Annotated in this window: 21 protein-coding genes and 1 pseudogene; 14 read left to right on the forward strand and 8 right to left on the reverse strand. The window is 44.5% G+C overall.

What is annotated here, in order from left to right:
• Positions 1-196: 196 nt before the first annotated feature.
• Positions 197-333 (forward strand): annotated as a pseudogene (locus tag NRF22_RS05625) (hypothetical protein); the annotation flags it as partial.
• A 287-nt stretch (positions 334-620) separates the two neighbouring features.
• Positions 621-920: a hypothetical protein gene (locus NRF22_RS05630; protein ID WP_263779610.1), complete on the forward strand. Its 300-nt coding sequence runs from the start codon at positions 621-623 to the stop codon at positions 918-920.
• Positions 921-948: 28 nt separating this feature from the next.
• Here the strand turns inward: NRF22_RS05630 and NRF22_RS05635 are convergent, their stop codons facing one another.
• A complete protein-coding gene (locus tag NRF22_RS05635; protein WP_263779612.1) occupies positions 949-1,704 on the reverse strand; it encodes a MerR family transcriptional regulator in 756 nt (251 codons plus the stop codon).
• A 346-nt stretch (positions 1,705-2,050) separates the two neighbouring features.
• On the opposite strand from NRF22_RS05635, the gene NRF22_RS05640 reads away from it, so the two are divergent.
• The 5 genes from NRF22_RS05640 (at position 2,051) to NRF22_RS05660 (ending at position 9,491) form a co-directional block, all read left to right on the forward strand.
• On the forward strand, positions 2,051-4,690 hold the full coding sequence (locus tag NRF22_RS05640; RefSeq protein ID WP_263779614.1) for a SpaA isopeptide-forming pilin-related protein: 2,640 nt from the start codon (positions 2,051-2,053) through the stop codon (positions 4,688-4,690).
• Positions 4,687-5,850 (forward strand): pilin N-terminal domain-containing protein, encoded by a 1,164-nt coding sequence (locus NRF22_RS05645; RefSeq protein WP_263779615.1) that lies wholly within the window; start codon positions 4,687-4,689, stop codon positions 5,848-5,850. The genes NRF22_RS05640 and NRF22_RS05645 overlap by 4 nt, the downstream gene beginning before the upstream one ends.
• Positions 5,847-7,367 (forward strand): SpaH/EbpB family LPXTG-anchored major pilin, encoded by a 1,521-nt coding sequence (locus NRF22_RS05650; RefSeq protein WP_263779616.1) that lies wholly within the window; start codon positions 5,847-5,849, stop codon positions 7,365-7,367. The genes NRF22_RS05645 and NRF22_RS05650 overlap by 4 nt, the downstream gene beginning before the upstream one ends.
• Positions 7,368-7,446: 79 nt before the next feature.
• Positions 7,447-8,331 carry a class C sortase gene (locus NRF22_RS05655; RefSeq protein ID WP_263779617.1) on the forward strand — a complete coding sequence of 295 codons (885 nt, stop codon included), beginning with the start codon at positions 7,447-7,449 and terminating at the stop codon, positions 8,329-8,331.
• A complete protein-coding gene (locus NRF22_RS05660; protein WP_263779618.1) occupies positions 8,328-9,491 on the forward strand; it encodes a class C sortase in 1,164 nt (387 codons plus the stop codon). The genes NRF22_RS05655 and NRF22_RS05660 overlap by 4 nt, the downstream gene beginning before the upstream one ends.
• Here NRF22_RS05660 and NRF22_RS05665 read toward each other — a convergent pair.
• On the reverse strand, positions 9,488-11,020 hold the full coding sequence (locus NRF22_RS05665) for an ATP-binding cassette domain-containing protein (protein WP_263779619.1): 1,533 nt from the start codon (positions 11,018-11,020) through the stop codon (positions 9,488-9,490). The genes NRF22_RS05660 and NRF22_RS05665 overlap by 4 nt on opposite strands.
• Positions 11,021-11,372: 352 nt before the next feature.
• Between NRF22_RS05665 and NRF22_RS05670 the strand changes: the two genes are divergently transcribed.
• From NRF22_RS05670 to NRF22_RS05680, 3 genes are all read left to right on the forward strand, one after another.
• Positions 11,373-12,782 carry a C39 family peptidase gene (locus NRF22_RS05670; protein WP_263779620.1) on the forward strand — a complete coding sequence of 470 codons (1,410 nt, stop codon included), beginning with the start codon at positions 11,373-11,375 and terminating at the stop codon, positions 12,780-12,782.
• Between the two features lie 231 nt (positions 12,783-13,013).
• Entirely contained in the window at positions 13,014-14,405 is a 1,392-nt protein-coding gene (locus tag NRF22_RS05675; RefSeq protein WP_263779621.1) for a sugar porter family MFS transporter, read from the forward strand.
• The gene (locus NRF22_RS05680; protein ID WP_263779622.1) at positions 14,398-15,423 is read left to right on the forward strand and encodes a polysaccharide pyruvyl transferase family protein; all 1,026 of its coding nucleotides are present in this window, start codon (positions 14,398-14,400) and stop codon (positions 15,421-15,423) included. Before NRF22_RS05675 ends, NRF22_RS05680 begins: the two co-directional genes overlap by 8 nt.
• 56 nt (positions 15,424-15,479) lie before the next feature.
• On the opposite strand, the gene NRF22_RS05685 is transcribed toward NRF22_RS05680, so the two are convergent.
• Positions 15,480-15,845 (reverse strand): hypothetical protein, encoded by a 366-nt coding sequence (locus NRF22_RS05685; protein WP_263779623.1) that lies wholly within the window; start codon positions 15,843-15,845, stop codon positions 15,480-15,482.
• Between the two features lie 200 nt (positions 15,846-16,045).
• Here NRF22_RS05685 and NRF22_RS05690 point away from each other — a divergent pair, with 200 nt between their 5' ends.
• Positions 16,046-16,960, forward strand: a complete 915-nt coding sequence (locus tag NRF22_RS05690; RefSeq protein WP_263779725.1) for an ROK family protein — start codon at positions 16,046-16,048, stop codon at positions 16,958-16,960.
• Here the strand turns inward: NRF22_RS05690 and NRF22_RS05695 are convergent.
• The 5 genes from NRF22_RS05695 to NRF22_RS05715 form a co-directional block, all read right to left on the reverse strand.
• Positions 16,957-17,694: a GntR family transcriptional regulator gene (locus tag NRF22_RS05695; protein ID WP_263779624.1), complete on the reverse strand. Its 738-nt coding sequence runs from the start codon at positions 17,692-17,694 to the stop codon at positions 16,957-16,959. The genes NRF22_RS05690 and NRF22_RS05695 overlap by 4 nt on opposite strands.
• A 74-nt stretch (positions 17,695-17,768) precedes the next feature.
• Positions 17,769-19,199, reverse strand: a complete 1,431-nt coding sequence (locus NRF22_RS05700) for a 6-phospho-beta-glucosidase (protein ID WP_263779625.1) — start codon at positions 19,197-19,199, stop codon at positions 17,769-17,771.
• Between the two features lie 56 nt (positions 19,200-19,255).
• Positions 19,256-19,600 carry a PTS lactose/cellobiose transporter subunit IIA gene (locus NRF22_RS05705; RefSeq protein ID WP_263779626.1) on the reverse strand — a complete coding sequence of 115 codons (345 nt, stop codon included), beginning with the start codon at positions 19,598-19,600 and terminating at the stop codon, positions 19,256-19,258.
• On the reverse strand, positions 19,597-19,908 hold the full coding sequence (locus tag NRF22_RS05710) for a PTS sugar transporter subunit IIB (RefSeq protein ID WP_263779627.1): 312 nt from the start codon (positions 19,906-19,908) through the stop codon (positions 19,597-19,599). Before NRF22_RS05710 ends, NRF22_RS05705 begins: the two co-directional genes overlap by 4 nt.
• 218 nt (positions 19,909-20,126) lie before the next feature.
• Positions 20,127-21,119: a LacI family DNA-binding transcriptional regulator gene (locus NRF22_RS05715; RefSeq protein ID WP_263779628.1), complete on the reverse strand. Its 993-nt coding sequence runs from the start codon at positions 21,117-21,119 to the stop codon at positions 20,127-20,129.
• A 208-nt stretch (positions 21,120-21,327) separates the two neighbouring features.
• Between NRF22_RS05715 and NRF22_RS05720 the strand changes: the two genes are divergently transcribed.
• The 3 genes from NRF22_RS05720 (at position 21,328) to NRF22_RS05730 (ending at position 24,356) form a co-directional block, all read left to right on the forward strand.
• Complete coding sequence (locus NRF22_RS05720) at positions 21,328-22,377, forward strand: Gfo/Idh/MocA family protein (protein ID WP_263779629.1); 1,050 nt, start codon at positions 21,328-21,330, stop codon at positions 22,375-22,377.
• A 69-nt stretch (positions 22,378-22,446) separates the two neighbouring features.
• Complete coding sequence (locus NRF22_RS05725) at positions 22,447-23,370, forward strand: sugar phosphate isomerase/epimerase family protein (protein ID WP_263779630.1); 924 nt, start codon at positions 22,447-22,449, stop codon at positions 23,368-23,370.
• A gap of 29 nt (positions 23,371-23,399) precedes the next feature.
• On the forward strand, positions 23,400-24,356 hold the full coding sequence (locus NRF22_RS05730; RefSeq protein WP_263779631.1) for a GRP family sugar transporter: 957 nt from the start codon (positions 23,400-23,402) through the stop codon (positions 24,354-24,356).
• The last annotated feature ends 233 nt before the right edge of the window (positions 24,357-24,589 follow it).

Consider the following 24,589-nt stretch of genomic DNA (forward strand, 5'->3'; position numbering starts at 1 on the left):
ATGGTTGGCAAGACTTGTTTTTGGTAACAAAACAAGTAAAGCAGGATGGTAACGCGTTAATCGCTTCTGTATTTCAGGAGCGATTTTTTTATACCTTTGTTTCCGGATTGAAATCTGTTGTGTTTGTGTGATTACGCATTAGGAAGTGCCAGAAGTTTTGCTTTGTCAATGAGTAGATATTTGAAAAGAGGTTTTTATGACAACTACTATCATCGGTTTTCCCAGGATAGGTGCACATCGAGAGTTAAAATTTGCAACAGAACAATATTGGAAGCAGGCGATTAGCCAAGATGAGCTGCTAAAGACAGCGGCATCTTTGAAAAAAAGCATTGGCAGGCAACGGCTTCCATGTGTGAAGATTCTAGGACAACAATTTCCAAGAAGCGATGATGTATCTAACAGTTATAGAAAAACACCGAATCGGCATATATGGACAATTCAAGGGTTTTATAAGTGGCTAAAGTGCGATTCCTTTTGCTTCATATAGGAAAATTGATGACAAAATACGTGATAAAATTAACGCTTATATTAAGTTCCACTTTTCGGTAAATGGTGGAAACATATTTTTACCATATAATGATCTTAATTTCTAACTGAAAATTGATTTTACTAGGAGCAGCATGGCATCAAAGGGAGTTTATCAGTCGCCGAATCAAGGCGGTGTTCACACTTGGTATTTGTCCGAGGCAGAACAGAGGAATTTGAAATGGGCACGCGATTATAAGCGGGTCAAACAAGAGATTAAACAGTCTTATTTAGATGGTGTGCTATTTACACTCTTTTTTGCGGCTGCAGTCGAACTGTTCGTGATCCTGGCAATTATTGTGTACCGCATGCTGTTAGGCGAGACGCCTTTAACGCCTGGCTGTTATCTGGACCGGGTTTTGCAACATGTTGTGAGTTTGTTTGTCAGGAAATGATGATTAAAAAAACGGGCAAAACCCGTTTTTATTTTGCGTATTTTTTGATAATTTTACAAAGCAGGGCCGTGGCGCCGACACCGACTTTATCATCGTAGTAGCTTTGGAAGCGATTATCCTGCAGGTACATCTCTGCTAGGCCGCGGTGAGTTGCTGGGGAATAGCTAGTCCACGTCATTTTCAGCCAAGATTTATGGTCTTCAAAAACCTGTTTGGCTTCTGGACCATTGAGATCCTGAGTTGCTAACAGTGTGATCAGCTGTTTGAATAGATCTTTTTCCAAATTTTGAAAACGCTCGTAATCTGCTGCAGTCATGTGCAGCATCTTTGCATTGGCTTCTTCGACGATTTGTCTGCCGTACTTTTCTCGGATTTCGTCACCATATTTTTGCTCATTTGTTTTCAGCATCTGCCTTTTGAAAGCTGTGAATTTTTCTTCGTCTGTCATATGTTTTTGTCCTTTCTCGTCAATAATTGTCTGATCAGCCAGCCTGATCAACGCGTCCAGCTTTTGTCTTTTAGCTTGCAAGGCCTGTTTTTGTACTGTTAAGATCTGCAAACGATCAATATGTTGATACGATAGAATTCTTTTAATCTGCTGGATGGGCAAGTCGAGTTCCCTGTAAAAGAGAATCTGCTGGAGTCGATCAACTTGCTGCTCATCAAACAGCCGGTAGTTGTTTTCGGGTTCGCGTCTGGCTTTTAGCAAGCCTTCTTTTTCATAATATCGAACGGCTCTGGGCGTGATACCGGCTAGCTCGGCTAATTCATTGGTTTGATACATGCTGCCTCCTTGACAAAGATTAGCTTAGAGTATGACCTAAGGTCAATGTCAAGATCAAGATCGTTCTATTTTTCTTTCTGGAATAATCGAAAATGTGAAAAATGTGGAATCGCTATCACAAATCTTTATTAGAATCAAGTGGTAAACATATTGTAAGCGCTTACAATTTATGGTATATTTAACGCGGACAGGTATTCTCAGTCTAGGTTTTTGGGAAATCACTTTGTCCTTCTTCGTATACATCTTAAGAGGAAAACAATCATAAACCACGATCATTTTGGGCCATGGTGGAAATTGCGTATAAGTTCTCTTGGTCGTGTGTTATGAAGAAAGGAACAATGATGACTTGAAAAGAACAAGAAATTTAACCATTTTTTCACTGCTGGTTTTGCTTTTTTCTATTTTCCTGCCAATGACTGGTCTACTGCATGCAAATAGGTCTGCACAGGCTGCCGGGACTGTTTATTCTAATATCGCACCGAATTATCAGACCGATAGCAGCGGCACGCGGCCGGCTCCGGCAAATAGCTGGAGCATCCCTGGACAGACGGATGTTGTTAATCATCAAGGCGGTACAGCTAGTGCTTGGGACGGGGTGACATCTTGGAATGGCGATCCTGCCAATAAGACTAATTCCTATATCAAGTACGGCAGCAATACAAATAATCCAGATTTTGCGATCCGGAAGTATGCGAAACAAACTGCTGTACCTGGTCTGTATGATGTTTATCTGAATGTCAAAGGTAATGAGCAGCAGCAGGTTGATCCACTGGATATTGTTTTGGTTGTTGATATGTCAGGCAGTATGGAATCAGCCAAAGCGGCGGCTGCTAGGCAAGGTGTCAAAGATTTCTTAGCAACATTATTGAATTCCGGTTATGCTGATAAAATCAATGTTGGTTTAGTCGGATATTCTAGTCCTGGTAATAATTATGCCAGTGCACATGTGAATCCTGCGCCAGTCACAAGTGCTCAAGCGGCGGCAATCAATACCGCTTTGTCACCAACGTTTGTTGGCGGTACCTTCACTCAGTCGGGTATTCGTGATGGTAGTACTATGCTGGCATCTTTACCGGCCAATCATAAGAAAATGATGATCCTGATGACAGATGGCGTTCCGACTTTCTCATACAAAGTCACGAATGCAAGCATTATCGGTGGCCTGGCATACGGTACAAGCTTTTCGACGACACTGGATCAACCAGGAAATACTTCCCGACTCAACAGTAGTTATTCAGCGAGTGGTATTACGATTGCTGATACTTGGGCGGCCACGCTTGGTGAGGCTAGAATTCAAAAGGCGGCTGGTGCTGAAATTCATGCTTTAGGTATCCAATTAGCTAACGATGGTACTTACTTAACACAGGCTGAAGTTGAACAACGAATGAAGCTCTTAGCAAGTACTGATTCAACAGGTTTGCCATATTATCAAGCTGCCAATACGCCGGCCGCTATTCAGCAATATTTATACGAACAGTCGCAACTAGCACTGAGCTATTTCAGCACAATCAGTAATGGTTCTATTAACGACCCGCTTGGCAGCCAGTTCTTGTATGCCAATCCGACTGGTTTATCAGTGACCAGTGTCGGCAGCAATGTGATTACGAGTTTGCCGACGGCTGTGATTTCAGGCAGCAATCTGCAGGCGACAAATCTAAATATCGGCTTGAATCAGGAAGTTCAGATTCATTATCAGATTCGCATTAATACTGAAGATGCGGCTTTCCAGCCTGATCATTGGTATCAGACCAACGGGCGGACTCTGTTAACCCCTAACAGTGCCAACCCGACCAACCAAGTTGACTTTGCGATACCTTCGGCAAAAGCACCGGGCGTCTCGATACAGGTCAACAAGCTTTGGAATCTGCTGACATCTGCCAGCCCATTACCATCAGCGGTTGCCTTCACTGTCAATCGTGCTTCGACCACGTCACCGACAGCTTGGCAGCAAGCTAAAGGGTCCTTGGCTCAGTCCGACAATTGGACAAAAAGCTTCACACAGCTGCAAAGCGGCGCGAATACGGTTTATCTGCCTAAGTTCAATAATTTAGGTGCGAATTTCGTTTATACGGTCGTGTCCGAAGATGCAGTGACAGGATTTGTTTCCAATATTGCTAATAATAACGGTGTCTTTACAATCACGAACAGCGAACTCGGCGTCAATGCGGAGAAATACAGCCGCAACAATCAAGCTCCTTTGGCAGGATCGCAATTCGTGATTACGAAATACATCGGTAATTGGACGACTGTCGATCCATCCTTCAGCCCGATTACGATTAACGGCAACCAATCAGCAAATACGAAAATTACGCCGGGCTATTATCAAATCCGGGAAAGCAAAGCCCCGGACGGCTACGCTTTAGAGACAACGGCCTTTAATTTCCGTGTTGATGATCAAGGAAAATTCTTTAATGCAAGTAATCAAGAAATCACGTCTGCAGCGCTGCTGGGTGTCGACAACTTCTACCTTAAGAAGACTGCTCTCGGCGCACCTGTGATTGTGCTGGCAAAGTATGACGCGCTTAAAGCCTTTGATCTGGTGGTTAATAAGATTGACCAGACGACTGGCAAGTCGCTTACTGGCGCACAATTCACGTTAAAAGACGCGAATGGCAATGTTATTAACGCTCAAGAGAGCGGTGCGACAGCAACGTTTACCTTCAATGGCCTTCCGGTCGGCAAATATACGCTGACAGAGACGCAAGCCCCTAACGGTTATATGCCTTTCAATAAGACGATTGAAGTAACAATTGCTGCTGACGGCACTGTCACAGTGACGAATAGTGATGGCTGGACTTCTTCATTGGAAGCTAACGGCAATAATAAAATCGCTTTGACAGTTAAAAATACTGTGAAAAACGTCTTCCCGGCAACGGGCGGACCTGGAACGGAAAAATATGCCGTTATCTCGCTTTCCTTTATTCTGACTGCTTTGGCAGCCAGCGGCCTGTATCTATTTCGGATTAAGAGGAGGCATAAGTCATGATTAAAAAGATATTATCACTGCTTATTGCGTCTCTTCTGATGGGTGTCTTGTTTGCTGTCAATGGTGTCAAGACCTCGATTGCGCGAGCTGATGAAAGCGGGCAGGTGACTGTCATGCTTCATCATCGTTTGAGCTGGGATAATCTACCGGCGCAAACGGCAAACGACGGGTTAGAACGGGCCGGCTCGGATGGGCTGATTGCTGGTGCAAATACAGCTTTTGCCGTTTACGACATCAGTAGCCAATTGAAAAGCTACTCGGGCGATTCGGCTGTTTTCCTAAGCCAATTTAAGACGATGGATCAAGCGGCCATCAACAGCTATATTGCTGATCATAGCTTGACCAAAGTGGCTGAAAAAACCACTGATGCCCAGGGCATTGCCTCATTTAACCTGACAAGCGGCCTTCAGCAGGCTTACCTGATTGTGCAATTGCAAAACAACGAACAGTCGGTTAACCAGCTGATGTTTGAACAGCGGTCGGATCCGATTGCCTTCAGTCTGCCAATTTACGCAATGAACAGCAATGTTCCACTGTCTGTGATTCATCTTTACACGAAGTCGGCCATCGTCAACCGGATTCCGTATTTTTTCAAATACGGGCGGACACGGACGAATACGCAGATGCCTCTTGCAGGCGCTAAATTCGCTTTCTATCAGCTGATCGCTGGCAAGAAAAGCTATCTGACCAATGTAAACGGCTGGCAGGCAAGCGATCATCCTTTGACTGATTCTGCTGTTAGAAAAATCGTTTCCGGGTCTAATGGCCTGGTAGCTTTGGATAACAGCACATTGGCGGCCGGCAGCTATTATTTTGAAGAATTGCAGACACTGACAGGATATGAAATTTCGGCTGCGGCCACGCAGATCAAAGTCGAAATCCCCGCTGCTTCAGCATTGGCCAATATACCGGCAATCACGGTCAACGGCCAGGCACTTGCAAAAACAGTAGCCGGGCAGATTCCCGCCGATGTCTTTAAAAACGCATCACCAAGAGTCTATAACTACGAAAAAGCAGTTAAAAGCAGCAACGGCCAGGTCTTTCCATTCCTGCCCCAGACGGGCGAATCAATCGGTCTTATTTCTCTAGCCGGACTGCTGGCAATATTAGCAACCAGTTTCATATGGCTTCAAAAAAAGAAAAGGAACATTGAAAAATGAAAAATAAGCTATGGACATTTATAGCCGGCTTAATTCTGCTGCTTCCGCTGACACTTTCATCTTTCGTTGCTTCAACCCAGGCTTTTGCAGCCGACACAAGTACAGTTAATGTGACACTGCACAAGCGGGTTTTCGATGAAGGACAATTACCGGCTGATAAACAAAATACCGGTGAAGTTACAACGGATTTTGGCGGCATGCCGCTCGCAGGCGTTACTTTTACAGCCTACGATGTTACCGATCAATATCTGACATTCCGTGGGTCTGGCGATACAGCCCAGCAGGCCATCGCTAAAATTCAGGAAGCTTCGACGGATGGTGCGCCGGCATATGCAACAATGCTCTCCAGCGGTGTTACCACAGCACCTGACGGCACCTACACGTTTATGAATCTCGCTTTAAAAGATGGCAATAAGGATAAAGTTTATCTTTTCCTTGAAACTGATTCACCAACGAACGTGACTGCCAAAGCCGCACCAATCGTATTGGCTATGCCAATCTACGCTAACGGTTCTGACACACAGATTAATACCAATATTCATGTTTATCCAAAAAATGAAAAGGCAGATCCGATCGTTAAGGATTTGACTGATCAAAGCAAACTGGATTTGACTGTGACTCTGCCTGATGGCAGCAAGATTTTCAACGCTGCTTACGGCCAGACCTTCGGTTATACAATCCAGGTCGCTGTTCCCTGGAACATCAAGGACAAAGATACCTTTACTGTTGTTGATACACCTGATCTTGGTATCGATATTAATACAGCCTCAGTTGCTGTTGCAGGCTTGGTCAAGGGCACTGATTATACAGTTGTTGCTAATCAGCCAGCCGGCAAAGGCTTGGGCTACAAGATTACCTTTGATACAAGCAGTGCAGCTGTTCGTGCGCAGGCTGGTAAGAAATTAATGATTACTTATCAGGCAGTTCTGACTAACGCCGCAACACCCGATACCGGATTGAACAACACTGCTTCTCTGGCTATCGGAAATGGGACAGACTTGACAACAACTGATACACCGGGACCGGTTATCTATACTGGCGGTGCTAAGTTCATCAAGGAAGACAAGCAAAGTGCCGCTAAATTAGCTGGTGCTGAATTCAAGCTTGTGAGAGTTAATGCCAGTGGCGACATCGTTGCCTACGCAACACAAGCTGCTGACGGCAGCTACACTTGGAATGCCGCAGCAGCAGGCGCAACTGTTTATACCTCTGATGCCGCAGGCATGCTGAGCCTGAAGGGCCTTGCCTACTCTGCTAAGCTGGCAGCCGGCGAAAGCTATGCGCTGTTGGAAACAAAAGCACCTACAGGTTATGCGCTTTTGACCGCTCCTGTTAAGTTCACTGTGACTCAGGGCAGCTATGGTGACAGAAACACAATCACGATTGTCAATATTCAAAAGGGTATACTGCCTGCTACCGGCGGTTCGGGAATTGTGATCTTCCTGGTCATCGGTTCGATTTTGATGGCAAGTGCCTATCTCTGGAACAAGAAGCGTCAAGACCAAACAGAAATCTAATTTCAAAAGTTGTTTAAAACTTCGGATGCCGTTTCTCTAGGTCCGGAGTTTTTCTTAGCTGGAAAGCGGAGCAGGAATGATGAAAAAACATCGTCCGGAAACTTTCAACGTCTTGTTAAAACTGTTCATTGCTTTGATGTTTTTGATCGGATTTCTCGTCTTCTTCTATCCTTTTGCCGCCGACAGTGTGATTAATTTCGCCTACCAAGGGCAGATCAAAAAGGTTGCTCAGGAAAATTCACGTAACGCCGATCGCCAGGCCGCTAAAATCACACGCCTGCAAAAAGAAAACCGCCAGAAGAGTCTTGAAAATCAACAGATCGGGATTTCGCCGATTAAAGATATTCTTGGTCGGGCTGTCAAGCGCGTGCCCAATAAAAGCCGCCAATATTATTATCAGCATTCACTGGGTAGTATCTTTATTCCAAAAATATCGCTCAGCCTGCCGATTTTTGATAAGACAAACGACACCCTGCTGGAAAAAGGGATTACGTTACTTGATGGCAGTTCCTATCCGACGGGTGGATCAAGTACCCATGCTGTCTTGCTCGGACACAATGGCCTGCCTGACCAGCAGTTGTTTACGCATATCGACCGCCTGAAAAAAGGGGATAAATTTTTCCTGAAGATTCTTGGGAAAAGATTGGCTTATCAGGTGTTTGACATCAAAGTCGTGCGGCCCGACGATTTAAAAGATGTTCAGATCAAACAGGATCAGGACCTTGTCACGCTTGTCACCTGCACACCCTATATGATTAATACCCATCGTCTGTTAGTGACGGGCCGGCATGTTGGATTGGATAAGCGTCAATTTGACCGGGCACAGAAAAAAACAGTCAGCACTCAGACGACCTATCTGACCTTTTATCTCTCACTGATTGCGGCAGCCTTATTATTATTTATCTACTTTGTCTACTGGCAGATTCGCCGCTTTTATCGCGATAAAGCAAAGGAGCAGCCATGAAAAAAGACCGTTCTTCGCGTAAAAAACACAAAAACAAGTTGTGGCTGATCCTGCTCTTTATGGCTGGTTCCTTGATTGCCCTTTATCCCTTTTACGTTGGTGCTGTGAATAATTTTATTGACCAGCAGCGCATCAGGTTGCTGGAAAAAGAGACGGCTGCTGATATTAGTAAAAAAGAAGCGGCCATGGCTAAAAAGAATGCGCAGATTACGCAATTCGGCCTGCATCCAGGCGTCGACCCCTTTTCCGGGGCTGATACCGCGCACCGTGTTGATTTGAAAAAACATTTGATCGGCAGTGTTGAAATTGCCAAGATACGCCTGCGGATTCCTCTATTTGATGAGACTAATTCAGAAATCTTAAACTACGGCGCGGGTGTTTTGCAGGGAACTTCCTTTCCACTGGGCGGACCGAACACACACTCTGTGATCACGGGCCATCGCGGCTTGGCGCAACGGACTTTGTTTACGAATTTAAATCAGCTGAAAAAAGGCGATTTATTTATCCTGACCGTGCTGAAAAAGAAGTTAGCTTATCGGGTGGATCGGATTCGTGTCGTTAAACCGAATAATTATCGTGCTTTGCGGATCGAGCCCGGCCGTGATCTGGTGACTTTGCTGACTTGTACGCCTTATATGATCAATTCCCACCGGCTTTTGGTCACAGGCCATCGCGTGGCTTATCATCCTGCCATGGGGCAGCAGGCCAGGCAGGCGGCGACTGCCAACAACTGGATTCAAATCTCGATTTTAGCGGCAGTTCTATTATTGGCCGCTGGTCAATTACGGTGGTTATACCGCAGTATTCATGCTTCATTGATAGCGAAAAATCATGTTGATTTGGCACTGCGGATTTACGACCGCCGCCGCCAAGAAATGGCCGGTGTCACTGGTTATTTAATGGCCGTCAACCGTAAGAAACCTTTAAAACGCCGCGGGCGACCAATCATGGCGCGTTCAGACCTGCGTGGGCGGATGCTGTTTGCTGATCTGCCTGGCGGTCTCTATTACCTGAAGCTGACTGAAGGGACTGATGGGGATGGCTGCCAGGTGGGGATGCGCCATTTGGGCGACCACCAGATGCGTTTTTACCCGGATGGCAGGCAAAAGTGGCTGTTTATCAATCATGATGGCCAGTTGGCTGTTTACTTGGATCATTAAATTTTGTTGCATGAGTTTGATTGCTGGCTTAAATCAGCAATCAAACTTGTTATTTTCCGAATGGCAATAAAATCGGGCTCGGGGTCTGACATGAGCTCGATTTTTTTCTGCTCTAAAAGCAGCAGCTGGTTGCTTTTTGACGATTTCGGCTGCACAGTTGGATTAATCAGCTCTTTTTGATGAATTTCTAATTGGCCTGCTTTAATTTGGTCAGCAAAATTTTGGTCATGGGAAACAAGAATTACACCGCCAGGATGACTATTAATGAAATCCCGCAGGGCATCCATGGCCCTGATATCTAAAAAATTGGTCGCTTCATCCAGCAGCAATAGATTGAATCGGCCCAGCAGCACGGCCGCTAAATTTGCTTTTACGCGTTCGCCGCCGCTAAGCAGTTTCATCGGCCGGTTAAATAGAGTTTGATTAAAACCGAGGCTGCCTAATAAGTGAAGAATCACTTGATTCGTCTGCTTGGATTGCCGGCGTAAAAGAGCAAAAAGTGTCTCATCAGGAGATGCTAGAGGCAGTGTCTGCTTGAAATAGCCAATTCTAGCCGAAGAATTCCGCCAGATTTTTGGGTCTTTGCTGCCAGCAATTGCTGTTAATAAGCTTGTTTTACCACTGCCGTTTGGTCCTCTTAGAACGAGGTGCTCGCCGAAAATCAGTTTTAAATCGATGCCGGCAATCAGCTGCTGGTGATTTCGCATTAGTGTGAAATTCGAAAGACGGAGTAAAGTTTGCCCATGTTTTTCCTTACTTGATAAATCAACAAATTGCAGTCGGGATTCATGTGCTGGTTTTTTCAATTTTGGCATGCGCGCAATCCGTTTTTCTATAGCTTTAGCGCCGCTCTGGAGCTTCTTTTCCAAATGATCGTGACTGCTTCTGCTGACCGCTTTCTTGTCAGATTGCGACAACTTGCCGCGATTGCCTTTTTTCACGCGGTAAGCAGCTTGAGTGCGCTTAATAACCTGAGCCTCTAGGCGGGATTTCTTCTTCTCATTAAGCGCATAAGCGACTGATTGGCGTGCTTGGGCGGCCTTTAATTGTGCTTGGTATTCCGTGTAATTGCCGCTATATTCTGTGACCTGCCCGCCGGAAAAAGCCCAAATCTTGTTTGCCAGGCTATCCAATAAAGCTCGGTCATGAGACACAATCATCAGACTGCCTGAGAATTTTTTCAAACTGCTTATCAGCCATTGCTGATTGTCTGCATCAAGGTTGCTGCTGGGTTCATCCAATAACAGGATTTCAACCGGCATTTTCAATAGCTGCAGCAGTACTTGTTTCTGTTTTTCGCCGCCGCTCTGCTGATTGAGGTCTTGGATTTGTGGCAGCATCGCCGCAGACACGTGGTAATGAATCGCTGTGTCTTTATTGAAAATTGCCTTCAATAGTGTTGTTTTACCGCTGCCATTATTGCCCACGATACCGATACGATCGCCTTTGGACATGGCCAAATGGTCAATCGAAAAAAGCACTTGGCCGGCGATTTCTTTTCGCAGCTTTGTGATCGTTAATAGTTGCATAAATTCTCCTTTTTAACATTTCGTGAATTAAAAAGTTAAATTTGTCATAATAAAAAGCCCTCTTTTCTTTCGAAATTAGGGCTGATGCGCGTCTCTTTAAAAACTATTTTTATGCGCATGCAGCCATTGCTTTGAATTAACAAAACATCACGTTTTGAAAATTTGAAACAAGTGCTTAGTTCCGCATCTATAGCCTCCAAATAATTATTGCTATTGTATCACAGTAATATCACCGGCAACTTCCGGCATCAAACAGAAAAACCGCCTTCAGAAAACTCACGAATTTTTTTGATTTGTCGGCTTTTTTAAGGTACGATAACAGCAAAATCATCATGAAAGGGCCTTTCTGATCATGAATTTCATCCGAGTAGCCGATAATACTTTTTTAATTAATCAAGAGGGACAGTTCGCTGCCGGCAGTTTGACGGATCTCACGCTGCACCGGCATCAGGGCCAGGCGGAATTGGCACTGGCAAAGACAGACGATAACTACGAGACGCAAGGCGTTTTTCAGTCCGATACCTTTAAAACACCGGCTTTTTCACAGCTGTTAATGTCTTGGAATGGTCAAACACCCCAGAGCACTTATTTGGAATTGCAGGCACGCGTGAAAGTCGGCGATCAGTGGTCGGCTTGGCTTTCTTGGGGCAAATGGGGAACCACGATCGCTTCTGCCAGCGTGACCAACGATGCCGATTCTCTGGCTTTTGTCGATACAGATACGCTGATTGTCAGGCACGATGCCCGGGCCGATCAAGTCCAAATCAGGGCCTTCTTGCATAGCGATCACACGACTTTGACGCCGACGCTGCAGCTGATTGGTTTCTCTGTTCTGACAGATGAACAAAAACACGATCATGATAGTGGGATGCCGTTGAATAAAGACATCCCGACGCCGGCCTATGCCCAACTGGTACGGGATCCGAAGCTGGCGCCCAATATCTGCAGCCCGACGACGATCACGATGGCGATGAACCGGATGGGCCGCAATCTTTTAGTCGAAGAGACGGCTTATCAGGATTACGATTACGTCTATCAAGGTTTTGGCAATTGGGCTTTTAACATGGCTTTGGCCGGCAGTTACGGTTTTCAGGCTTATGCCGAATTCACGACAATTGACGGCTTGAAAAAAGAAATTGCGGCTGGATATCCGGTCGGGGTCAGCGTGCAGTATACAAATGACCCCAATGATAAGACACTGCCTCATCTGGAAAACACCTATGGGCCGACTCACGGCCATTTGCTGCTGGTACGCGGTTTTCAGACGATCGACGACACAGAGTATGTCTTAGTCAACGATCCTTTTGCCGCTTCCAATCAGCAGGCAGCCAAACGCTATCGTCTGTCGCAATTTCAAAACGCCTGGTCGACACATATGGCCTATATCATTCATGAAAATAAGCCAGCTGTGATTGCTGACCGTACAAAACGACAGCAGGCTTTTTTGCGCCCGACCGATGAAAAAAATACTTTCGCTTTGTATTTGGGTCAGCACCGACTTGCTTTTCCTGCTGATTTTGCCGATGCCAGCGATCCTTTGAAAATTAAGTCCGGCAGCTTGGCTTATAGTTTGACAGCTGATCCAGAAGACCAGGATTTGGCGGGGCAGCATTTTTACTATACGCACGCGACTAAATCTGGGAATGTTTACCTAGATTTATCAGAAATCAAAAAACAGACTGCTGGCAAAAAAAGCCGATTAACCCTTTATGTGATGGCTGCGCTGGATAAAACCTATATTGCCGAAATGCCGATCATTTAAGGCTTTTCCGCCCTTTTATTGTGCTTTTTCCGACTGAAATTCATCCGTCTTGCTGAAAAATTAGTAAAAAAAGGGTAATCTTTTCTTAAGAGAGTTTTCATTGTGCAACATGTTTGCGGGAATCAGGGTTGGTATTTTCTTGCCAGTCTTGAAGTTATTTAAGATCTTTTTCCTTTTTTATTTGGCGTCATGAACAAATTCCGTTAGGAGGCGGTTATTTTCTTTAATAAAATGTCGAAAAATTCAATTAGCAACGGCTTTTTGCGATACAGCAGCTATGTGATTGCACTGGGCGGTTTTCTGTTCGGTTATGATACTGGCGTCATTAATGGTGCTTTGGTCTTCATGAGCAAACCTGATCAGCTGAATCTAACACCGGCGCTGCAGGGAATTGTGTCGAGTTCTTTGGTTCTCGGCGCCTGCTTTGGTGCTTTGGCCAGCGGACGCGTTGCCGATAAAGTTGGCCGCCGCCGAAGCCTTCGATGGGTCGCTTTTTTATTTACTGTCTCGACGATCTTCTGTGCTTTGTCGATGAACTTTGTTTTTATGGCAGTCTTTCGATTCATCCTCGGCTTAGCCGTTGGTGCAGCATCGAGTCTGTCACCCATGTATCTAGCTGAAATCTCGCCGGAGGCTGTGCGGGCGTTCAATGTGAACAAAAATGCCATTTTTATTGTCTTGGGGCAATTAGCAGCCTTTTGTATGAATGCCCTTTTGGGAAACGTCTGGGGCAGTTGGGGCCCAATCTGGCGCATCATGATTTTACTAGCCAGCGTGCCTGCGATTGTCCTATGGATTAATTCATTTCATATCGTTAACAGCCCGCATTGGCTATTGTTGCAAAAGCAGTTTGCAAAAGCGCGGCGTGCCTTTAAAAAACTCGGATTCGATGCAGCTGACCTGGTTCGTATCAAAGAGAGTCAGCCGGCCAAAGGGCAGGCATCTCAGGGACTGAGCTGGCGCAGTATTTTTAAAAGCCGCAGCTTGATTTATCTGCTGATTTCGGGCTCAATTGTTGCTTTGATTCAGCAGATTTCGGGGGTCAACACGGTCATGTATTACGGCACGATTCTGTTGGAACGCAGCGGCATGGGACAAAGCGCTTCGCTGTATGCCAATATTCTGATCGGGATTGTCTCAGTGATTGCCAGCATTATTGGTACGAGCATGATCGATCGTTATGACCATCATCGAATGCTTTTGATCGGCCTGGCCGGAAACATCTTCTTTTTAGGGCTTCTGGGCTTGGTTCTGCAGCTCCATCTATTGACAGGCTGGCTTAGCAACATTGTGATTCTGCTCCTGTTAGCACTATTTTTGGCCAGTCACCAAGGTGTTGTCAGCCCTGTTACCTGGCTGATTATGTCGGAAATGTTCCCAGCCAGTGTTAAAGCGCGTTTTATGGCTTTATCAACCACGACACTTTGGATGACGAACTTTTTGATTGCTTTGATCTATCCTATCTTGATCACAGCGCTCGGCACTGCGGCAGTCTTCTTTATCTTCACGGCTGCAAACGGTGTCAGTGTGCTGCTGTCAATCTTTGTTTTGGACGGCCGCCGCGTCCACACAGCCTATATGCAAAACGAATATGTCACACAAAAAGGAGAAAAACATGCCTGATTTTTTTATTGAAACGACCAAAGCAGCTTCTGTGCTGCCAACTAACAGCCGGCCGAAATTTTTTATGTTTGGGGTTCCTAGTTATACGAACATGGGTGATCAGGCTGTCTCTTTAGCTGCACGTAAATATATTGAAGCTGAATTTCCTGAATTTGAATACATTGAAATTATGGAAGATGATAACGAAAGCGGTATGGCGGCAGTTGAGAAAATCATCACTTCCCAAGATATCGTCGCTTTTGTTGGCGGCGGCAACATGGGCAGCCTTTATACGGACCACGAGACTGCGCGCCGTGCCGTTTTCTCGACTTTTGTTAATAATTTGACGATTTCTTTTCCGCAATCTATCCATTTCGAAGAGACGCCTTTTGGCCAAAAAGAACAGCGGTTAAGCCAAGCGGCCTACAAGAAAAATCCGCATTTGTTTTTGCTTGCACGTGATGCACAAAGCTATCACCGTATGCAGACCACTTTTGAGAATCGTGTCCTGTTTACGCCTGATATGGTGCTGTATTTTAAGCCAAGAAAATTCAATTTTAAACGGTCGGGTGCACTTTTTGTGCTGCGCCATGATGGCGAAAAAGTTGTTGACGAACCCTTGATGGATTCGATGAAGACGATCCTGAATAACGGCCGGCCGATTAACCGGACAGATACGGTTTTGGATTCGGTTGACAAAATTAGTCCATTGACACGCGAAACCTTATTTAACCAGCAGTTGGAATTGTTTGCCCATCAAGAAATGATCATTACCGACCGCTGGCATGCCATGGTCTTTTCTGTGCTGACCGGGACACCGTGCCTGCTTTTTGGCAACAGTTACGGCAAGGGCAAACATGCTTATGTCGATTGGCTTGAACATATTGATTGGATTGATTATACGGATGAGACGGATCCCAATCGCTTGAAGCAGATTGTTGATCGTTTAATGGCCAGCAAAATACATGATTTTGATCTTCGCCCCGATTTTGATCAGCTGCACCGCTTGATTGCCAGGCATTTGCAGACGATGAAATAGTTTTGTGCCCTTAATTATACGGACTCAATCAAAAAAAGACCCTTGTGGTCCTTTTTTTAGTCCTGTTTTTTCTGCTGTTTTTCTACTTCATCGACTTTACGCATCATGTCGTCTTTTTTGCTGGCAAGCTCGCCGACCTTGTCTTTGACAACACCAGTTGCATCAGTTAAGACATCTTTGACTTTGCCGGCTGCATCGCCAAGTGTCTTTTTGCCTTCTTGGAAGATTTCGCCGGTAGTTTTATCAGAGATTTTTTTGACCTTATCTGTGAATTTATCTTTCAGCGAATCGGCTTTGTCCGTCCAATCGTCTGCCGACTCATCAATTTTCTTAGCCGCAAATACTGTGCTGGCAACCAAGATACCGCCGGTAATCAAAGCAAATGATGCGGTAATTTTGAGAAACTTTTTGAATTCTTCCATGGAAATGAACACTCCTTTGGTTATTAAAGTTGACTGTGATTTTCAATAGGTTGTTTTGAACTGTGCTGCAATAGTTCGGTGAAACAGGCAAATTAACGCCTGATTTAATTATAATACGAACATGTTTCTAATGTAAACGCTTTCATATATAATTGTTTATGTAGGTAGTCTGTTTTAAATGGGCAATGAGGATAATGAAGATGCAGAAAGATTATTTAGCCTTTGATATTGGCGGGACGGATATTAAATATGGTTTGCTGGATCATTCCGGCAATCTGATCGAACACGACAAAGTGGCGACGCCGGACCAGAATTTAGATGTGTTCATGGCTGCAATTAAAACGATTATCGAACGTTTCGACGGCCGTTTTCGCGGTATTTGTTTCAGCGTGCCGGGCACAATCGATCATGACCATGGCGAGATTATTTATGGTGGCGGCAGTCTGCCTTTTATGGATCACAAATCCTTACCGGAATTGCTGAATCTAGGCGAGACCATTCCTGTCACCGTGGAAAACGATGCCAAAGCAGCCGCACTGGCAGAATTATGGCTGGGAAATTTAAAGGGCATTAAAAATGGTGCTGTGATTACATTAGGCACGGGCGTCGGCGGCGGTATCGTTGCCAACAGCCAACTTTTATATGGCAGCCATTTTCAAGCCGGTGAATTGAGCTTTATGTCCGACTGGCAGGACATTCAAACCGATACGACCATTGGGAAGACTGGTTCGGCAATTGTCATGATTCAGAAGATTGCCGAGCTTTTAAACTTGCCAAATAAAAAAGACGGTTTAGCTGTCTTTAAAGCGATCAATGCTTCAGACCCAAGGGTCTTGGCGATTTTCCAAGATTTCTGCCGAACAATCGCAGCCTTGATTAATAATGTCCAGACCGCGATTGATGGTGAACGTTTCGTGATTGGCGGCGGCATTTCTGCCCAAAATATCGTGATCGAGACGATTCAAAAGGAATATCTGACACTGAGAAAAGCAATTCCGGTGCTGGACGCGACTTTAAAAATGCCTGAAATCATGGAGGCCAAATTCCACAACGATGCCAATCTGTATGGGGCTTTGTATCACATGCTACTGGTAGTCGATCAGGGAGGGATTTAACTGAGTTTTTTAAACATAAACAGCTGTGTGGTCCCGCAATTATATTTCAGCTTGGAAAAGGCAAAAAGCTGTCCTGAATTCAGATAGGAATCATCGCGCACGACCAAAGCTGGTGCGCCCTGAGACAAATGGAAGAAATCCGCTTCCTTTTCAGTCAGTGTGTCGGCTGAAATGATCTCGTCTAAGAATCCCGGTTTAATAGTGGCCTGCGAGCGCAAAAAGTCAAATAAAGACCCATATAAAGCGTCTTCTGGAATCGCACCGACAACATCGTCCAGATAATAAGAACATTCCAGTACGTAGGGCGCACCGTCCAGAGTTCGAAAACGTTTGACCTCAATTAATCTCGTGCCGATCGGAAGTTCGCAGCCGATTGGCAAAAATTCAGCTTCCTGAAGAGGAATGGTTCGCTGACGGGCTTTTTTTGTCTCCAGCCGATGAGTCTGGCGTGATAATTCTTCAGCCAGGTTAACTTTATTCTGCATTGTGATCGTATGGCTGTTTCGCCGCGGCCGAACAAAAGTCCCGATGCCATGGGCTTGGTAAGTGTAGCCCATGCTGGCCAACTGCGACAAGGCCTGGCGAAGCGTGTAGCGGGTCACATCGTAGCGAGCCATCAGTTCCGGTTCGCTCGCCAATTTACGGCTGTGGTCACCGATATGGCCTTTTTGAATTTCAGCTGTCATTTTCTTAACCAATGCGGCCGTATCCAAGCTGCTGATTTGTTGTGTCATGATAGATCCTTTCTAGCAGGCAAAATATGCGGCGTTTAAAAAAGCATCCGCTCATGGATGCGTTTTAAAAAATTTTAAGCGAGCTGACTGCCATTATGCCGAATCAAATTCTGATACCAATAGAAGGAGTCCTTTTTAAGGCGCTTGAGGCTGCCTTCTCCGGCATCGTTTTTATCGACGTAAATCAGTCCATAGCGTTTATCCATTTGGCCGGTGCCCGCTGAGACCAGATCGATGATCCCCCAAGGCGTATAGCCAAGCAGATTGACACCGTCCTCGTCGACGGCCAGTGCCATCTGTTCAATGTGCTTTTTCAGGTAATCAATCCGATAGTCGTCATGGATCTGGTCACCGTCTAGTTTGTCAAAAGCACCAAGGCCGTTTTCGACGATAAATAACGGCAGGTCAAAACGCTGGCTGAACCAATTCAAAGTGACCCTTAAGCCGACTGGGTCGATTTCCCATCCCCAATCGGATCGGGATAGGGCCGGATTTTTAACCTCGATATTTTGGCCCGGCGTCATAAAATCAGCTGGTTCGTCTGCGGCCGCTTTGACGACGTGCGAAGCATAATAGGAAAAACCAATGTAGTCGACAGTACCGGCCTTTAATATGTCTTCATCGGCCAGCGTGATGCCGATATCATAATTTTTAACGGAAAAATAATGTTTCAGCCAAGCTGGATACCTGCCTTTACATTGGATGTCAGCATACCAGCAGTTGGCCTGCATCAGTTTCTGAGCCTTCATCGTATCTTTAGGGTCAGGGCTGGCCGGGTAGACAGGCCCGGTGGAAAACATGCTGCCGATCATAAAATTCGGGTTGATTCGATGGCCGATTTGGACGGCTAATGCGCTGGCCACTAATTCATGATGGCTGGCACGGTACATAAGCAGTTCGGCGTTTTCGCCTGGCTGAATCTGCAGGCCGGAGTTCGTAAACAGCGACCAGTCGTTCATGCCGCTGGTCTGATTATTGATTTCGTTAAAAGTCATCCAATAGGTAACTTTGTCTTTGTAACGCTTGAAGACAACTTCGGCGTAATGTGTGAAAAAGCCGATCAGTTTACGATTGCGCCAGCCGCCATAGGCTTTGACCAGGTGGTAGGGCATTTCAAAATGAGACAACGTAATGACGGGCTGGATATGGTATTTCAGCAGCTCGTCAAAAAGCTTGTCATAGAAAGCCAAGCCGGCTTCGTTTGGCAATTCTTCATCGCCTTGAGGGAAAATCCGAGACCAGGCAATACTGGTCCGAAAGCACTTCAAGCCTAATTCAGCAAAAAGTTTCACATCATCTTGATATCGGTCGTAAAAATCGATCGCTTCATGATTGGGATAATTCTTGCCGGGGATGACACCATCTGTAATTTCTCGGGGAACGCCATTGGCACCAGCTGTCATCACATCAGCAATACTGATACCTTTGCCGCCAGCCTGCCAGCCGCCTTCGAGTTGATGGGCGGCGACAGCGCCGCCCCATAAAAAGTTTTTTGAGAACGCCAAAAAATACCTCCAATTTAGCCTAATTGCGGCTTTCGCCAATTTCTGTACAGATATGCTTATTTTTGCTGATCCAAACGTCGATACAAGTCAATCAACTCGCCGGCCAAGTCACGGAAGGTAATTGCGTTCATAATATGATCCTGGCCGTGTACCATCAGCAGCGACACATGGGCGTGCTTGCCATTCGCTTCATCTGTCAGCATGGCAGTCTGGGCGTTGTGAGCCTGTGATAAGAAGCCGTCAGCCTCTTTTAATTTGGCTTCCGCTTGGTCGAAATCACCTGTCTTAGCAGCTCTTAAGGCTTCAAAAGCCGAGCTTTTTGCGTTTCCGCCAAACATAATCAACTGCATCACAACCTGCAGTTCTTGATCGTTTTCTTCGAGTGTTTTTGCTTCTGTCATTTTTGTCCTACCAGGGCCAGAGCAGACTTTAAAACATTGTCGCCCTTCATTAGGCCGTAATCCTGCATATTAATTACTTCAACCGGAATATCGATTCTCTTTTTAAAGTCATCTTCCATGTACCTGACTTGTGGGCCGAGCATTAGAACATCCGGATGCATTTCTTCAATGATGTTACCGGCGTCAGACGCTGCCGTGGCTTGAATTTCCGCGTCAATGCCGTCGGCTTCAGCTGCTTTTTTCATTTTGGAAACCAGCATACTGGTCGACATACCAGCTGCACAAACTAATAAAATTTTAGTAGCCATTCTAAACTCCAATCCTTATTGTTAGCGCTTACATTTTTCTTTAAAAGAAGTTGTTCGCTAGCCGAAAAGGCGGGGCCGGCAAACAGACTCATTCGAATGAGCACTCATCCGAACGACTTCATGTTAGCATAACCCTTCATTAGTGTAAACGCTTTCTTTACGAGTAAACTGGGAAAAAGGGCCTAAATGATTTTATTTGAAAGCGCTTTCTTGATTACTTAAGTAGACTCCCTGACAATCAGTTCAACTGGTAAATTAATTTGTTTATCGGGATTGTTCAGCTGCTCGCGATCGTAATTATTGACAAGCAGATCTACTGCCAAATAACCTTCTTGCCATTTTGGCTGATTAATAGTTGTGAGAGAAGGGCTGATCACATTCGAAATAATGGTGTTGTCAAAACCGATAATTGCCACATCTTCAGGAATTTTTAATTTCAATTTGCGAGCAGCGCTAACAACCCCTGCCCCAAGAGTGTCTGAAACACAAAAGAAGGCATCAGGATGGTTTTTCTGATTTAGGAGACGAACAGCTGTTGAATAGGCAAGATCATAACTAATCACAGGCAAGGACACAATCCAATCTGGATTGATTTTTGCGCCCGCCTCCGTGATAGCGGAACAGAAACCACGTTCTCGTTCATGCGCATATTTAAAGTCTTGATTGCCATTGATCATGGCAAGTTGTTTTTTGCCACTCACTAAAAATTGTTTACTTGCCATTTTGGCAGCGCTGTAATCGTCTATAGATACGAATGGCAGTTGAGCACTAGGATTATATTCACAGCATTGGACGACACGCGTCATTTTAGCAATCTTGTTCAAAATATACGTTGGCAGCTGGTTGAGAATAATTACGCCGAAGACGTGCAGCTTCGTAATTAGAGTCGCAAAAAGCAGAATATTGGATGCGTTCAAGGCAGTCTGATCAACAAGTAAATGATAGCCATTGGATTCAGCTGATTCTTTGGCACCTTCAATCACTTCTGCGTAAAAAATGTTCGTAATATCAGGCACGTTTAGTAAAATAATTCGTTTTTGGCCATTTTGTTTTGTATCTTTATGTGCATAGCCGAACTTGTCTATCGCTGCTTGAATGCGCTCAGCTGTGCTATTTTTGATTTTTTCAGGGTGATGCATAAAACGAGAAACAGTTGCCGCTGAAACGTTGGCAGCCTTGGCAATATCGTAAGCGTTTATCTTTGTTTTCATTGCTTTGGACCCGATTTCTGCAAATGCTGTTTTATGTGTAAATTGAGCAAAATCTTCATATGCTCAATTATATGCGATAGTTCTTTCGCAGATTTCTTCCATTGAATAATGAAATTAAAAATGAAATATTTTATAAAATGAAATATTAATTGAAATGTAAGCGCTTCTAGAATATAATTATCTCTGTTGAGCAGACGAAAGGAGAAAAATGACTAAAAAAAAATTAAACGTTGCTGTTATTGGCTGCGGAAAGATTGCTCAGATGAGGCATCTGCCAGAATATGCAGCGAATCCAAATGTGACCTTGGTTGGCTATTTTGACTACACGGCACAACGCGCTGCCAGGGCAGCTCAAGAGTATGGTGGACAAGTCTATGCGAGTATCAAGGAACTATTAGCTGATAGCAAAATAGATGCTGTGAGTGTTTGCTTAGCCAATGCTGCGCACGCTCAAGTATCGATTCAGGCACTTGAAGCTGGGAAAGATGTCTTATGTGAGAAGCCTATGGCGACTACTATCGAAGATTGCAAGGCCATGATTCACGCTGCTCGAGACTATCATCGCGCTTTAATGATTGGCCACAACCAGCGCTTGGCTCAGGCACACTTGACTGCAAAAAAATTACTGTCTCAAGGATTGATCGGCAGAGTTTTAAGTTTTAAGACTACTTTTGGCCACGGTGGGCCTGAACAATGGAGTGTGAACGCTGGACCTGGTACCTGGTTTTTTGATCAAAATCGTTCTAAGTTTGGCGCTATTTTTGATTTAGGCGTCCACAAAACAGACCTGATTCAATATTTGTTAGATAGCAGGGTTGTTTCAGTATCGGCCAAGATGGCCACTTTGGACAAAAAAGATGCTGACGGTAATTTTATTGCGGTTGATGACAATGCGATCAGTATCTACACAATGGCTAACGGTGCCATCGGTACTATGTCTGCTAGCTGGACCTATTACGGCGAAGAAGATAATTCTACGATTCTCTATGGTAGCAAGGGCATCATGAAAATTTATGATGATCCACATTATGCAATTAAAATTATTTTGAAAAATGGTGAAAAGATTTTCTACGACACTGATCAGATTCAGACAAATGATCACCAAGCCAATTCAGGCGTCATTGATGAATTTGTCAGTGCCATTTTAGAAAAGCGCCCGTCGATGATTGATGCGATCACTGTTTTAGCTGCGATGCGAGCTGTCTTTGCTGCAGTTGAATCTAATAAATTAGGTAAAACGGTTCAGGTGACTAAGTAGCTAGCTACTACATGAATTTATCAATGGTTTGAAAATTTTCTATATATCTATATATTGAGAGGAGTAAAAATGATTCAATTAGGTTTTTTAAGTGCAATATTTCCAGATCTAACTTTTGAAGAGGTAGTTGATTTTGCTGAGAAAAATCATTTTCAGAAAATCGAATTAGCGAGCTGGCCAGAGGAAAAGGCGACAAGAAAATATGCTGGCGTCAGTCATTTAAATGTTGACAAAGTAATAGCCGATGATGGCTATGCAAGCTATATCAAAAAATATTTGTCCGATCATGGTGTTTCTCTATCCGCACTTGGTTATTATCCAAATGTGATGGATCAGGATTTGGATCGACGAAGTTTTGTAATTACGCATCTGAAGAAGGTCATTCAATCAGCACATATTCTCGGATTGGACCTAGTCAATACCTTCATTGGTAGAAAACAGAATACGAATTTAGAAGATAATTATAAATTAGTTGCCAAGATCTGGCCAGACATTCTGCAGTATGCTGAGGACTTGCATGTTCGCATTGGTATTGAAAATTGTCCAATGCTGTTTACAAATGATGAATGGCCAGGAGGGCAAAATATCTTTTATTCACCGCAGACATGGCGCGAAATATTCAAAATTCTCCCAACCAAAAACTTAGGAATTAATTTCGATCCATCGCATATGGTTTGGCAGAAAATGGACTACATTGCCCCGATTTATGAATTCTCAGACAAACTTTTTCAGATTCATTTCAAAGATATTAAAGTCTTAGAGAATAAGTTATCCGATGTTGGTATTTTAGCGACACCTCTGCAGTTTATGGTACCGAAGCTTCCTGGGCTGGGTGATGTTGATTTTGGCAAGTTTGTTTCAGCACTGACAGATGTTGGTTATGATGGTACCGGCGCAGTTGAGATGGAAGACGCGGCCTTTGATAAGAGCCTAGCTGTTCGAAAAGCCGGGATGCTTCAGTCGGCACACTATTTATCTCAATATCTGTTTTGAGTAAAACTGGGTTTAGGAAGGACAAAGAAATGGCGATTATCATTGCACTGATTCCAGCTTTGTGTTGGGGATCACTTGGATTGTTTGCAACAAAATTTGGCGGGAATTCATCTCAGCAGACACTAGGATTAACTTTTGGTGGCTTGATATTTGGTGTGCTAATTTATTTATTATGGGTATTGCCGCACAACTATACAATGAATTCGACGATTGTTGTGATTGGTTCAATATCAGGTATCTTATGGACTGTTGGACAAGGTTTTCAATTCGTTGCGATTAAATCTTTAGGAGTTTCCAGAGCAGTGCCATTATCGATGACTAGTCAAATTGTTGGTAATGCATTGTTAGGGGCAGCTGTACTAGGAGAGTGGCAAACTATGGCCAAGTGGTTTGTTGCGATTATCGGTATCATTTTGATTGTTATCGGGGCCATGCTTATTCAGACGCGTGATCGCACGCAGACTAGGTCTGACAATCGAGAAAAGTCATCATTAGCGGGTCTACTGCCCTTGACTTTCTCAACACTTGGCTTCATGGGCTACTTTATTACGCCGCGTCTGCTGCAAAGCTGGATGCATGTCTCTCAAAGTATTCTTAACGCGGATCACGGAGTCCAATATATGATTACGATCATTTTTCCGCAGTCCGTTGGTATGGTGATCGGTGCCTTCTTATTTATTTATTTGATCACGCATGAGACTAAGCAGATTTTTAACGCCAGTACTTTTAAAAACTTTATTCCTGGTTTTGTTTGGGGAATTGGCAACATCGCATTATTTATTTCAATTGCCAATCCAAATCTTGGCCAGGCCGTATCTTCAACGCTCAGTTCTATGGGCTTTATTGTTGGTACCTTTGGTGGTATTTTCATATTGAAAGAAAAGAAGACTAGCTATCAGATGAGGCTGATTATCATCGGTACGATTATTGCAGTATTTGGAGCTGCAATCATGAGCAACTTGGATTTTTTGACCAATCTTTTATGAGATCGCGGATTTTGGCATTAAAGGTTTAGGATAATTTTGTGAGAGCGCTTTCTTTTCAATCAGATCTATGTTATGATGTTTATAGGGTTTAAGAGATCATAAAAGCGGTTTAAGCCACTCGAAAGATTTCTCGTATGAGCAAATTGGATCTCATGAGACCCGGAGCAGTTCCTACCAGCATTTATGTTTCGGTGTTTGAGCAATAGCTTTCAAGACATCGGCATTGAAATGGT

It is taken from the genome of Oenococcus kitaharae, from assembly GCF_025758695.1.
Lineage (GTDB): Bacteria > Bacillota > Bacilli > Lactobacillales > Lactobacillaceae > Oenococcus > Oenococcus kitaharae_A.

Coding starts and splice junctions, on each gene's coding strand:
- NRF22_RS05630 (WP_263779610.1), top strand. CDS start 621: ATGGCATCAAAGGGAGTTTATCAGTCGCCGAATCAAGGCGGTGTTCAC.
- NRF22_RS05635 (WP_263779612.1), bottom strand. CDS start 1,704: ATGTATCAAACCAATGAATTAGCCGAGCTAGCCGGTATCACGCCCAGA.
- NRF22_RS05645 (WP_263779615.1), top strand. CDS start 4,687: ATGATTAAAAAGATATTATCACTGCTTATTGCGTCTCTTCTGATGGGT.
- NRF22_RS05650 (WP_263779616.1), top strand. CDS start 5,847: ATGAAAAATAAGCTATGGACATTTATAGCCGGCTTAATTCTGCTGCTT.
- NRF22_RS05655 (WP_263779617.1), top strand. CDS start 7,447: ATGAAAAAACATCGTCCGGAAACTTTCAACGTCTTGTTAAAACTGTTC.
- NRF22_RS05660 (WP_263779618.1), top strand. CDS start 8,328: ATGAAAAAAGACCGTTCTTCGCGTAAAAAACACAAAAACAAGTTGTGG.
- NRF22_RS05665 (WP_263779619.1), bottom strand. CDS start 11,020: ATGCAACTATTAACGATCACAAAGCTGCGAAAAGAAATCGCCGGCCAA.
- NRF22_RS05670 (WP_263779620.1), top strand. CDS start 11,373: ATGAATTTCATCCGAGTAGCCGATAATACTTTTTTAATTAATCAAGAG.
- NRF22_RS05675 (WP_263779621.1), top strand. CDS start 13,014: ATGTCGAAAAATTCAATTAGCAACGGCTTTTTGCGATACAGCAGCTAT.
- NRF22_RS05680 (WP_263779622.1), top strand. CDS start 14,398: ATGCCTGATTTTTTTATTGAAACGACCAAAGCAGCTTCTGTGCTGCCA.
- NRF22_RS05685 (WP_263779623.1), bottom strand. CDS start 15,845: ATGGAAGAATTCAAAAAGTTTCTCAAAATTACCGCATCATTTGCTTTG.
- NRF22_RS05690 (WP_263779725.1), top strand. CDS start 16,046: ATGCAGAAAGATTATTTAGCCTTTGATATTGGCGGGACGGATATTAAA.
- NRF22_RS05695 (WP_263779624.1), bottom strand. CDS start 17,694: ATGACACAACAAATCAGCAGCTTGGATACGGCCGCATTGGTTAAGAAA.
- NRF22_RS05705 (WP_263779626.1), bottom strand. CDS start 19,600: ATGACAGAAGCAAAAACACTCGAAGAAAACGATCAAGAACTGCAGGTT.
- NRF22_RS05710 (WP_263779627.1), bottom strand. CDS start 19,908: ATGGCTACTAAAATTTTATTAGTTTGTGCAGCTGGTATGTCGACCAGT.
- NRF22_RS05715 (WP_263779628.1), bottom strand. CDS start 21,119: ATGAAAACAAAGATAAACGCTTACGATATTGCCAAGGCTGCCAACGTT.
- NRF22_RS05720 (WP_263779629.1), top strand. CDS start 21,328: ATGACTAAAAAAAAATTAAACGTTGCTGTTATTGGCTGCGGAAAGATT.
- NRF22_RS05725 (WP_263779630.1), top strand. CDS start 22,447: ATGATTCAATTAGGTTTTTTAAGTGCAATATTTCCAGATCTAACTTTT.
- NRF22_RS05730 (WP_263779631.1), top strand. CDS start 23,400: ATGGCGATTATCATTGCACTGATTCCAGCTTTGTGTTGGGGATCACTT.